Source organism: Rhodanobacter sp. FW021-MT20, from assembly GCF_041107475.1.
GTDB classification, from domain to species: Bacteria; Pseudomonadota; Gammaproteobacteria; order Xanthomonadales; family Rhodanobacteraceae; genus Rhodanobacter_A; species Rhodanobacter_A glycinis.
In genome coordinates this window covers 158,721-170,023 of the sequence record NZ_JBGBPX010000007.1, presented here as the reverse complement: position 1 = coordinate 170,023, position 11,303 = coordinate 158,721, and the positions used below count along the sequence as shown (strand labels likewise).

Below are 11,303 nucleotides of genomic sequence, written 5' to 3'. Positions count from 1 at the left end.
TCAACAGCGTCAATCACGGCTTCGACGCGCATGCCTATCTGCGTGCGATGCCGCGCGCGGCGGTGCGCGAGATCCACCTCGCTGGCTTCACCCGCAAGACCGATCTCGCGGCACCGTTGTTGATCGACAGCCACAGCCGACCGGTGGATGCCGAAGTCTGGGCACTCTACGCCGAGGCGCTGGACCTGGTCGGCCCCGTGCCCACCCTGATCGAGTGGGATCAGGACATCCCTGAACTGGAGGTGTTGCTGGCGGAAGCCGACCGCGCCGAGGCCCTGCTCAATGGTCACCGCACCCACACTGCTTGAGCTGCAACGCGGTTTCGCCGACGCCATGCTCGATCGTGGCGGCGACCTCGCGCAGTGGGTCGTCGGTGCCGCCCTCACGCCTGCTGCGCGGTTGCAGGTCTACAGCAACGCCATCGCCAGTACGCAGATCGAAACGCTGTGCGCCACATACCCCGCGGTGCGGGCCCTGGTCGGCGAGGCCTTCTTCGAGGCCGCAGCGATGCGCTATCGCCTGCACCATCCGTCGGCGCGCGGCAACCTGCAGACGTTCGGCGGCGCCTTCGCCGCGTTTCTGGCCACGATGCCCGAAGCGGCAGCACTTGCCTATTTGCCTGATGTGGCGCAATTGGAGTGGCTACGCCAGCAGTCCGCACTGGCCGCTGAAGCATCGCCACTGGCCCCGGCCACGCTCGATGACACGCTATCGTTGCCCGTGCGGTTGCATCCCAGCTTGCACCTGCTGACCAGTGCGCATCCGGTGCTGACGATCTGGCGTTACGCCACCGCGCCCGAGGGCGCGCGGCTGCAATTGGATGGTCGCGGTGAACAGGTCGCGCTTTGGCGCGACGGCAATGAGGTGGCGATGGCAGCGTTGGACGCGGCGAGCTTCACCTGCATCGCCACACTGATCGATACGCGCGACTTGGAGACCGCGCATGTGGCGGCGCTGGCCATCGACGCGACATTCGACCTCGCGGTGTGTCTACGTAGTTTGCTGACACATCAGCTGATCGTAACGGGTTGATGTGTGTTCAGACAGAACCCTTTGGCAGGAATCAGTGCAGGCCACAGCGCGGAGGTCACCCACTGAAACCCAGACGCTTGACTCTGTACCTAAGTACGCGAATAGAGTGCTCCCATAGCGTCCCCCTCCATGCAGAGCCCTCCATGAAAAATACCCAAGGCATCCAGAAAACAGGTTCCGGCGCTCTTCTGGCCGGGGGTATCACCGCACTACTGGCGTCGACCTGTTGCCTTGGTCCGCTGGTCTTGGTCGCCCTTGGGTTCAGTGGCGCCTGGATCGGCAACCTGACTGTGCTTGAGCCGTACCGCCCGTACTTTATTGGCGCTGCGCTGATCGCGATGATCTTCGCCTGGCGACGCATCTACCGGCCTGCCACGGCTTGCGCGCCTGGTGACGTCTGCGCTGTGCCACAGGTCAGGACCACCTACAAAGTCTTGTTCTGGATCGTCGCAGCCCTGGTGCTCGTGGCGCTGATCTTTCCCTATCTCGCCCCGCTGTTTTACTGACCCGTCGGAGGATCCACCCATGAAGAAACTTGCCGCTCTCATCGTCCTTGCCACCGCCATTTCCGCGCCTGCCTGGGCGGCTACGAAGACCGCCACCCTGTCGGTGTCTGGTATGACGTGTGCCGCGTGTCCGATCACCGTCAAAAAAGCGCTGTCCAAGGTTCCCGGTGTCGAAAAGACCGAGATCCTGTTTGACACGAAGGAAGCCGTTGTGACCTTCGATGATGCCAAGACCAGCACCCAGGCACTCGTCAGCGCCACGACGGATGCGGGCTACCCCTCCACCGTTAAGCACTGAAGCGTCCAAGGCCATTCCCATGTCCCTTCCTAATCCTCTAACGCGCACGGCCGACAAAGCCGGCGTGATCGGCGCCATCGTCACAGCGATGGGCTGCGCGGCGTGCTTTCCCGCCCTCGCCAGCCTGGGTGCCGCCATCGGGCTGGGCTTTTTGAGCCAGTACGAGGGCGTGTTCATCCGTTACCTGCTGCCGCTGTTCGCCGTCATCGCCTTGCTGGCCAATGTGATCGGCGGACTTCGTCATCGGCAATGGCCACGGATGATCCTTGGCATGATCGGTCCCGTCCTGGTGCTGGCGGCCGCCTTGCTCATGAGCACCATGGGGTTGCCCACGGCGTGGTTGCTCTATCCCGGTCTGGTGTTGATGGTCGCGGTATCGATCTGGGATCTGGTATCCCCGCCGGGAAAAGGTCACGGCGGAGCGAACCGAGACCCCAGCTGTTGCTGAGTGGCCGCCATGACCTTCCACTGGCGGGTTCTTGGATCACGCCCGCGAATAGCCAGCGACCAGCCCCCTCGGCATGACATCCGGAGATGAAACACATGAAGGTGTGGCTGATTGCCAAGAAAACCGACCTCATCACAGCGGCGATCGTCATCGGCATCGTGCTTCTGTTGATCGTCGTAGTGCCCTATTGCTGCTGATCGGGCCATACCGCGACTGCGATGTTGGTATGACCTTTCTATCGATTCAACGGTGGGCCGCTTTGCTCGAAACCGAAGCGGCACACCCCTATCTGCCAGGAACATCATGAACGAACAAACCCTTTCCGTGACCGGCATGACGTGCGCGGATTGTGCTCGGCATGTCGAGAAGGCGCTCAAGACGCTCACTGACATCGTCGTGGCCGACGTCGCCTACCCACAAGGTGTGGCGCATATCCGCAGCATCCAGCCATTGAGTCTGGAGCAACTCAACGCGACCTTGCCGAAAAACTACCGGGTCGCCGCAGCTCCATCAGCGCACGCCGACACACCTGCGGCCAAGCCGTCCAGGCTCAACCAGGCGCTGGACTCGTTGGGCGGTCTGTTCAAGTCCCGCAGCGATGTCGGCACCAAGCCCACCGATGCCGAGCAGCGTCTGCGTATCGCTGTCATCGGCACCGGCGGCGCGGCCATGGCTTCCGCTCTAAAGGCCGCGGAACTTGGCGCTCAGGTGACGATCATCGAGCGCGGCACCATCGGCGGTACCTGCGTCAATATCGGTTGCGTGCCCTCAAAGATCATGATCCGTGCCGCGCACGTGGCGCACCTGCGCCGGACCAGTCCGTTCGATGACGGCATCTCCAGTACGGCGCCAGTGGTTCGGCGTGACCGACTGCTCGCCCAACAGCAAGGTCGTGTCGACGAATTGCGGCACGCCAAGTACGAGGGCATTCTCGACACCAGCCCCAACATCCAACTGCTGCGTGGTGAAGCGCGTTTCAAGGACGCACACACGCTGGTCGTCAAATCGACGGCAGGAGATGAGACGGAGGGTTCCTTCGATCGCTGCCTGATCGCCACCGGTGCCAGCCCGGCGGTTCCGCCCATCCCGGGTTTGAAGGAAACGCCATACTGGACGTCCACCGAAGCACTGGTGAGCGGTGCCATTCCACCAAGGCTCGCTGTCATCGGCTCGTCAGTGGTTGCGGTGGAGCTGGCGCAAGCGTTTGCTCGGTTGGGCAGTCGCGTGACGATCCTGGCGCGCAGCACGCTGTTTTTCCGTGAAGATCCAGCCATCGGCGAGACCATCACGGCCGCGTTCCGCGCCGAAGGCATTGAGGTGTTGGAGCACACGCAGGCGAACCAGGTTGCGCACGTGAACGGCGAATTCGTGCTCACTACCGGGCACGGTGAAGTGCGTGCCGATCAGCTGCTGGTGGCGACCGGTCGGACCGCCAATACGCGCGGTCTCGCGCTGGATGCCGCGGGTATTGCCGTCAATGCCCAGAACGCCATCGTGATCGACCGCAGTATGCAAACCAGTGCGACGCACATCTACGCCGCAGGTGATTGCACCGACCAGCCGCAGTTCGTCTACGTGGCGGCCGCCGCCGGTACGCGTGCCGCCATCAACATGATGGGGGGCGAGGCGGCCCTGGATCTCACGACCATGCCGGCGGTGGTGTTCACCGAGCCCCAGGTCGCAACCGTGGGCCTAAGCGAAGCGGAGGCTCACCTGAAAGGTATCGAGACGGATAGCCGCACGCTTTCACTGGACAATGTGCCACGGGCGCTCGTCAACTTCGACACCCACGGGTTTATCAAGCTGGTCGCCGAGGCCGGCAGCGGCCGGCTCATCGGGGTGCAGGCGGTCACGCCGGAAGCGGGTGAGATCATCCAGGCTGCCGCACTGGCCATCCGGGCACGCATGACGGTGCAGGAGCTCGCCGATCAGTTGTTCCCGTACCTGACGATGGTCGAGGGCTTGAAGCTGGCGGCGCAGACCTTCACCAAGGATGTAAAACAGCTGTCGTGCTGCGCGGGATAGCCGAAAGGAAGGTAGAGCCATGAGCTGTTGCAGCCTGCCAGTGGTCGAGTGCGTTGTTTGCGGTACGTGGATTCCTTACGACTCGGCGTTCGCGTTTGAGGACGGACAGGATTCCGAACCGGTTTGCAGCACGGCATGCCGCGCTGCCTTCCTGAAGCCGCGTTCCTTCAACGAGGAACGCGGCAAGGCGTGTATCGAAGCGAGACGACCGTGACCGCCTACACGATATCCAAACTGGCGCAGGACGCTGGCGTGAGCGTTCACGTAGTGCGCGACTACGTGCTGCGTGGCTTGGTCCACCCAGCGTGGCGCACAGAGAGTGGCTATGGCATCTTTGACGGCCCAGCCTTGGCGCGGCTGCGCTGTGTGCGCATGGCCTTCGAGGCCGGCATCGGCCTGGATGAATTGGTTCGCCTGTGTCACGCGCTGGACCGCGGTACCACCGATGTCGAGGGATGCCTGGCACGCCTACATTTGTGGATTGCGGCGCGACGCGAGACGCTGGCGCTGCTGGACCGGCAGTTGGTGACGATGGTGACTGCTCAGTCTTCGCGTGCTGAAGCGGAAGGCACCCATGCGTAATACCGATCTCAACGGAACAACACACACCTCGCATGGGCGAGCCTACGCCTGGGGTGTGCTCGCCTTGCTGACGTGCCCTTGCCACCTTCCGCTGTTGGCACTCCTCCTGTCAGGGACAGCTGCGGGTGCTGCGCTCAGCAACCACTTCGGTGTTGCCATCCTCGGGTTAGCCACACTATTCATTCTGTCGTTGACGAGCGCGTTGCGCGCCTTGCGGAAGCGGCCATGACCGTGTCACCGGCCGACGGTGCGCTGATCACGAGACCTCGACCGCAGGGGGACCTCCCCATGAATACGCTCCACGCCCCCACCGTCAATTGCGCGATCTGTTGCACAGAGATCCCGCTGAGCGCCGCGCTGACGCCGGAAGGCATGGCCTACGTCGCGCACTTCTGCGGCCCGGCGTGCTTGCAGCGTTTCTCGGCGCGCGCCGAGCACGAAACGGTGCCGGCGGCGACACCTTCTTCGGAAAGTAACAAGACGGATCAGGCTCAGAGCTAAACGCCCTGTCACCCATGAATCCCGTGCCGCCCCCAACGCCACATGCTGATACCGCAACTCCGTTGTTTTCGGTGCTGACGCTGGATGGCGGTGGCGCCCGCGGATACCTGACCCTCAAGATTCTCGAACGTGTCGAGGGGTATCTGAATACGCTGACTGGCGTCGTGCTTCCTTTGAGTGCTCGGTTCGACCTGATCTGCGGCACCTCGACCGGCGGGATCATCGCGCTGGCCCTGGCGCTCGGCCGACCGGTGAGCGAGATATCGGTATTGTACGAGGCACATCTGCCACGCATTTTCGGCTCAGCGATTCGGCGCTTCGGGTGGATCGGGAACTTCCGCCCCCGTTACCGTAGCGATGCGTTACGTGAGGCCATGCAAGCCTTTTTCGGCGACCTGACGCTAGCTGAGGTGCAGACCGATGTCTGCGTTACTGCCGTCTCGCTGATCAACGCTCGACCTCATCTGTTTCGGAGCGACTATGTCAAGCCAGGGGTATGGCACGACGATGATCGCCTCGCCGAACTGGCGCTGGCCACGTCCGCTGCGCCGACCTTCTTCGCTGCCCATTCGATGGAACATCTGACCGACCTCGTCGACGGTGGGCTGTATGCCAACAATCCCGCACTGCTGGGTGTGGTCGAGGCGTTCCGGTTCGGCCGCCCGAGTCGTCGCGGCATCGCACCGCCTTACGATCTTGGCACCACCTGTCTGGAACAACTGGCCGTGCTGTCGGTGGGCACCGGCGAACAATGCGCTATGCCCTACGACCCGGATCGCTTGCGTAGCGGTGGGCGCCTGGCTTGGGGCGCGCATTTCCACAGCGTCGTCAACGAAAGCCAGTCGCAGTACATCAATCTGTTGGCGGCAGGCCTGCTCGGCTCGGCCTACCACCGCATCAATCCTCACCTGGATTTTCCGATGGCCATGGATGAGGTACGCCACCTGCCAGCACTGAAGAACTTGGCGGAACTGTCCGAACTGGATGAGACATTCCTACGCACCCGAATCGCTGCGTTCTGAAGCATGAATGGCCTTCACGCGTTACGGGCAACGATCCCCTTATCGTTAGTTCGATTTCTCTTGACTTTGGAGTTAACCCCAAGGTTTAGCATGGGCATACCGTCATCCAGCTGGCCTTTTGGCCTGCTCCGATTCAAGCGAAGGGGATTTCGATAGAGAGCCTACCCGACGGTCGAACTCAAGCCAAACTGGAAGGAGGATTTGATGACAGAGCGGATTGATTTCACCGTAACCGGTGACGAGAAAATCCACTGCAGCGGCTGCGAGACGCGAATTCGTTTCGCGCTGCAGCGCCTGCCAGGCGTCCAGCACGTGACCGCCGACGCCGGCACGCAGCGCGTGGTGGTCGCGTTTGACCAGGTACTGCTCACCGCCAGCCAGATCCGCGAGAGGCTGAATGAGCTGGGCTTCCATGTCGAGGTGTTGTCATGACTACTGCAACGTCCATTGAATCGGCTCCGCGCTTCTGGAGTGAAGAGCCTTCCAGCCTGCCAGGCCGGCGGCGCATCCGGGCGCGCATCGGTGGCCTGCACTGTTCGCTGTGTACGGGCACGATCGAAAAGGCACTGGGTAAGCGACCCGGCGTCGACAAGGTCGCCGTCAGCCTGACCCATGAACAGGCATTGATCGAGTATGACCCCCAAGTCGCAGACGCCGCGGACTTGCTGCAGACGCTCAAGGACATTGGCTACACGGTTTCCGATCCACGCAAGCTGCGTCCGTACGATGAAGAAGAACGCGCGCTGGTGCGCGAGCGTGGCCGCTTCCTGACCGCCCTGACGGCCAGCATCGCCTCGATGGGTCTGGTCGGCTATCCGGTCGACAGCGCCTGGTTTGTGCTTTGCGTGTTTTCTCTCGTCAGTCTGGTCGCCTTTGCCTTCGTCGTGTTGCGTGGCTACGGGCTGCAGCGGGCGATCGTCGGTACGACCCTGCTCGCAGCGTTCGGCGCGGGCATCTATTATTTCAAGCTGCGCGGCGTGTTCGGCGCGGCCGTCCCGTGGCTGACCGGCGCACTCGCCCTGACGCTCATCTTCGGGGTGGGCCAGCACATTGTGAGAATGGCCTTCATGGCGCTGCGGCGCGGCATCCTCAACCAGCATGTGCTGGTGGAATTCGGGGCGTTCGCGGGCCTCGCCGGCGGGGCGATTGGCCTGGCGCTTCATCCGGTCGCTTATCCGACGGAAGCGTTTTTCGCCGTGACCGTGATGGTGCTCAGTTATCACATCTTTTCCGAATGGCTGTCGCTGATCGTCAAGACCCGCAGTTCGCAGGCGGTCAAGAAGCTGCTGGACCTTGAGCCTGACGTCGCGTATCTCGTCCGGGATGGTCAAGAACACGAGGTGCCGCTCGAACAGGTGCGCGTCGGCGACTTGGTGCGTATCCGCCCGGGCGGTCGCGTGCCAGTTGACGGCAAGGTCGAATCGGGCGAATCGGACGTGGACGAATCACTCGTCACCGGCGAGCCGCTAGCCGTCGACAAACGCAGCGGAGACCGGGTCGTGAGTGGCGCGCTGAACGGACACGGCACGCTGCTCGTGCGTGTCAGTGTGGTCGGGGAAGACAGCTTTCTCAGGCAGGTGATTCGCAGCGTCGAGGACGCCCGCGCCCTCAAACCCGGCCTGCTGCATCTGGTGGATCGCGTGCTGCGCGTGTACACACCGCTCGTGCTGTTCATCGCCGCTGCCGCGGCCCTGTTCTGGCTCGTCGGCCCCCTGCTGGTCGGCGCCTCGCCGGATCTGCAACGGGCGGTGTTTGCTGGGCTCAGCGTGCTGGTGATGGGGTATCCGTGCGCGGTGGGGATTTCGGCCCCGTTGTCGATCGTGCGCGGAGCGGGCGAAGCGGCCGAACGCGGCGTTCTGATGCGCACCGGTGAAGCGTTTCAGGCGCTGCGACGCGTGAACCGCGTGGTGTTCGACAAGACCGGCACGCTGACCGAAGGCCGCCCCGCGTTGCGGCAGATCGTCGCTACGGTCGGCACCGAGGACGAACTGCTCGCGCTTGCCGCAGCGGTAGAGGCCTTTTCTGAGCACCCGCTCGCGCGGGCGGTGGTGGAGGAAGCGTTTAAACGTGATCTTGCGCTGCCCGAAGTCGAGGGATTCCGGGCCATCACCGGCCAGGGCGTCCGCGCGCAGCTGGGCAGCACGACGCTGATGGTCGGCAGCCCGTCGTTTCTCGCGGCCGAAGCCGTGGATCTCGCGGACCACGACGAACGCATCAATGAACTGGAAGCGCGCGGATTGACCGTGATCGGTGTTGCGCGCGACGGCGTTCTGCTCGGTGTACTGGCGCTCGGCGATGCGCTGCGGCCTGACGCGGCCGATACCGTGCGCCGCCTGCACGCGCTTGGCATTCGCACCAGCCTGATCACCGGTGATAACGAGCAGGCGGCACACCATTTTGCACATGCCGCCGGGATAGAGGAAGTGCATGCCCGTGTGCTACCGGCCGGGAAAGCGGCGCTGGTCCGGCAACTGCAGCAGGGCGCACGGGTGGCGATGGTCGGCGACGGCATCAACGACGCACCGGCACTGATGCAAGCCGATGTTGGCATCGCCTTCGGGAGTGGCGCTGACATCGCGATCGAGTCGGCCGACGTGATCATCCTCAACCAGCGGCTCGGCGCAGTACTCGAGGCCTATGCAGTCAGTCGCAACAGCTATCGCAAGATCGTGCAAAACGTCTCGCTTGCCTTCCTGTTCAATGGCATCGGGATTCCCGCGGCCGCGACGGGACTGATTTATCCGATATGGGGCATGGTCGCGATGGCCGCAAGCGTGACCGCGATCTTTATCAACTCGTTATGGGGTCGGGGTGACTATTTCTTCGAAGCCATCCGGGCGGTTGGGCACCCGCCCCAGAGGCCATCCGATGCGGTCGCATCCTTGAAGAAAACCAGTCACGCGTAAAAGCGTCAAGCGGCGCGTGCCCCACCATTACTGGAGATTTTAGCGATGTTCAAGTCCATCACATTCGAGGTCATCGGCGACCAGCGCCTGAACTGCGAGAAATGCGAGCAGCGTGTCACGCGTCTGCTCACGCCGCTGGGAGGCGTACGGCAGGTGCATGCACAGGCCCATGACCAGCGTATCAACGTCCTGTTTGACACGACGGCGGTCGAACCGGCCGCACTCGCCGCATGCCTGGGCGAGGCCGGTTACGAGACCCGGGTCGTCGGTTGAACGGCCGGTCCGCGGCATTTTATTGAACCGGGTATACAGCCTGGAATCGCCGCCACTGGAGAACCATACGTGCGAACACCCATCAATTCGAGCAAGCGAGACCTTGCTGGTGCGAAGGCATCTCCAGAAGGAAGTCCGGCACCCGAGCCTCGGCGCCGGACCGACCCGCGTGGCGAGGTAACTCGGGCGCGCGCCGGAATGACCATCGGGAAGCTGGCGAAGCTTGCCGACGTCAGCACCGATACCCTCCGCTTCTATGAGGATGAACGCCTGCTGATCCCCGCAAAAAAGAGCGAAGCCGGCTATCGACTGTATGGCGAGGACGCGGTGCGCCGCCTGGACTTCATCAGACACGCCCAGCACTGCGGCATGACGCTATCGGAAATCCGCCAACTGCTTGAGATGAAGGCCGACGACCGCTCGTGCTGCAGTGACGTACGCAGCCTTGCGATCCGCAAGAAGCTTCAGCTCGAACAGAAGATCAAGACGATGCAAGCGATGTCCCAGGCGTTGAGCGAGCTGATCGAGATCTGCACGGACGAAGGCAAGCCGGTGGACGACTGCCCCATTCTGGCAGCACTGGAGTCCAGCATGGCAAACCAGCAGCACGAGCCACACTAATTCGGAACGCGAACCATGAGCATCAGGATTGAAGTGTTTTCGACATCGGGCTGCAGCCACTGCGAGCGCAGCCGAGATAGCCTCAAAGCCATCGCCCAGGCGTTCGCGCAGCGGGTGACGTGGCGCGACGTGAACCTGCTCGATGAACTGGATTACGCCGTGCGACTCGGGGTGTTGACCCCACCGTCGATGGCGATTGACGGCGAGCTCGTGTTCCCGAAACTGCCCAGCGCCGCCCAGCTTCATGACGAACTGGCGCGGCGACTTGAACGTGAACGCATGTGAGTCATTGCCACCGCAACGATGACGCGCGAGGTCGGCGTGACAACGGCCCGGGATAGAACCGGAACACCTTCTGGGAGCACCACATGAATATTGAGTCACTGCGTGCGACGCTTGAGCAGGCAAGCCTGGCGTCGCTCGGGATCGGCTTTCTGCTGGGATTTGTGTTCACCTTCAATCCGGTCGCACTGGCCTCCATTCCGGTTTCGCTCGCCTACGTCACGAAGTCGCGCGAACCGAGAACAGCAATCCTCTACGGCGGCCTGTTCGTTCTGGGGATGGTGGTCATCCAGACGTTACTGGGGCTGATTGCCGGCTTTGGGGGACAGTGGGTAGCACACTTGGTTGACCGGAAGTGGGGCCTCGTCCTGGGGCCCGCACTGATTCTGCTGGGGTTGATGTGGCCTGGATGGATCAGGCTGCCGTTGCCATCGATTTCGCTTCGCGGAAAACGGGCCAGCAGTGGCTGGGGGGCTGCCGCATTGGGCGCCGCCTTTTCCGTCGCGGTCTGCCCGTTTTGCACGCCTGCGCTTGTGGTGCTGCTCGGTGTCGCGGCGGGTATCGGATCGCCCCTGTTCGGCGCGACACTCTTGTTTGCGTTTGCGATGGGGCGGGCAGTCCCCGTCATCCTGGGCGCCGCAGCGGTGGGCTGGCTGGAGAGTCTCGCGATACTTCAGCGTTACCAGAAGGCATTCGAGGTGGCTGGTGCGATCACGCTGGTGCTGGCCGGGTTGTACATGCTGAACGCGTATTTTTTTGTCATTCCCCAACTGGCGGGTTAGGCCAAGCTGACCGATTGACGTAGCA

16 protein-coding genes are annotated in these 11,303 nt (G+C 62.9%); all 16 read left to right on the top strand.

Annotated elements, in window-relative coordinates; all coding sequences use genetic code 11:
* On the top strand, window positions 1-308 hold a 308-nt coding region (locus AB7849_RS10130), incomplete at its 5' end, for a multinuclear nonheme iron-dependent oxidase (protein WP_369501031.1).
* Window positions 283-1,032, top strand: a complete 750-nt coding sequence (locus tag AB7849_RS10125) for an HvfC/BufC family peptide modification chaperone (protein WP_369501030.1) — start codon at window positions 283-285, stop codon at window positions 1,030-1,032. The genes AB7849_RS10130 and AB7849_RS10125, both read left to right, overlap by 26 nt.
* Window positions 1,033-1,175: 143 nt before the next feature.
* On the top strand, window positions 1,176-1,538 hold the full coding sequence (gene merT / locus AB7849_RS10120) for a mercuric ion transporter MerT (RefSeq protein ID WP_369501029.1): 363 nt from the start codon (window positions 1,176-1,178) through the stop codon (window positions 1,536-1,538).
* A 19-nt stretch (window positions 1,539-1,557) separates the two neighbouring features.
* Window positions 1,558-1,836, top strand: coding sequence for a mercury resistance system periplasmic binding protein MerP (gene merP / locus AB7849_RS10115; RefSeq protein WP_369501028.1), 279 nt, complete (start codon window positions 1,558-1,560; stop codon window positions 1,834-1,836).
* A complete protein-coding gene (gene merC, locus AB7849_RS10110; protein WP_439822714.1) occupies window positions 1,805-2,284 on the top strand; it encodes an organomercurial transporter MerC in 480 nt (159 codons plus the stop codon). Before merP ends, merC begins: the two co-directional genes overlap by 32 nt.
* Window positions 2,285-2,587: 303 nt before the next feature.
* Window positions 2,588-4,309 carry a mercury(II) reductase gene (gene merA / locus AB7849_RS10105; RefSeq protein ID WP_369501027.1) on the top strand — a complete coding sequence of 574 codons (1,722 nt, stop codon included), beginning with the start codon at window positions 2,588-2,590 and terminating at the stop codon, window positions 4,307-4,309.
* 210 nt (window positions 4,310-4,519) lie between these two features.
* Window positions 4,520-4,891 (top strand): mercuric resistance transcriptional repressor MerD, encoded by a 372-nt coding sequence (merD, locus tag AB7849_RS10100; protein ID WP_008217379.1) that lies wholly within the window; start codon window positions 4,520-4,522, stop codon window positions 4,889-4,891.
* Window positions 4,884-5,120 (top strand): broad-spectrum mercury transporter MerE, encoded by a 237-nt coding sequence (gene merE, locus AB7849_RS10095; RefSeq protein WP_008217380.1) that lies wholly within the window; start codon window positions 4,884-4,886, stop codon window positions 5,118-5,120. Before merD ends, merE begins: the two co-directional genes overlap by 8 nt.
* Window positions 5,121-5,179: 59 nt before the next feature.
* Window positions 5,180-5,392: a DUF3330 domain-containing protein gene (locus AB7849_RS10090; protein ID WP_157618250.1), complete on the top strand. Its 213-nt coding sequence runs from the start codon at window positions 5,180-5,182 to the stop codon at window positions 5,390-5,392.
* Between the two features lie 71 nt (window positions 5,393-5,463).
* Window positions 5,464-6,414, top strand: a complete 951-nt coding sequence (locus AB7849_RS10085) for a patatin-like phospholipase family protein (protein ID WP_369501034.1) — start codon at window positions 5,464-5,466, stop codon at window positions 6,412-6,414.
* 204 nt (window positions 6,415-6,618) lie between these two features.
* Window positions 6,619-6,846 (top strand): heavy-metal-associated domain-containing protein, encoded by a 228-nt coding sequence (locus tag AB7849_RS10080; RefSeq protein ID WP_008217383.1) that lies wholly within the window; start codon window positions 6,619-6,621, stop codon window positions 6,844-6,846.
* Window positions 6,843-9,320 (top strand): heavy metal translocating P-type ATPase, encoded by a 2,478-nt coding sequence (locus AB7849_RS10075; RefSeq protein WP_008217384.1) that lies wholly within the window; start codon window positions 6,843-6,845, stop codon window positions 9,318-9,320. The genes AB7849_RS10080 and AB7849_RS10075 overlap by 4 nt, the downstream gene beginning before the upstream one ends.
* A 45-nt stretch (window positions 9,321-9,365) precedes the next feature.
* The gene (locus AB7849_RS10070) at window positions 9,366-9,593 is read left to right on the top strand and encodes a heavy-metal-associated domain-containing protein (protein WP_008217385.1); all 228 of its coding nucleotides are present in this window, start codon (window positions 9,366-9,368) and stop codon (window positions 9,591-9,593) included.
* A 69-nt stretch (window positions 9,594-9,662) separates the two neighbouring features.
* On the top strand, window positions 9,663-10,214 hold the full coding sequence (locus AB7849_RS10065; protein WP_202799682.1) for a heavy metal-responsive transcriptional regulator: 552 nt from the start codon (window positions 9,663-9,665) through the stop codon (window positions 10,212-10,214).
* Window positions 10,215-10,229: 15 nt separating this feature from the next.
* Window positions 10,230-10,499 (top strand): thioredoxin family protein, encoded by a 270-nt coding sequence (locus tag AB7849_RS10060; RefSeq protein WP_008217387.1) that lies wholly within the window; start codon window positions 10,230-10,232, stop codon window positions 10,497-10,499.
* A gap of 83 nt (window positions 10,500-10,582) precedes the next feature.
* On the top strand, window positions 10,583-11,278 hold the full coding sequence (locus AB7849_RS10055; protein ID WP_008217388.1) for a cytochrome c biogenesis CcdA family protein: 696 nt from the start codon (window positions 10,583-10,585) through the stop codon (window positions 11,276-11,278).
* The last annotated feature ends 25 nt before the right edge of the window (window positions 11,279-11,303 follow it).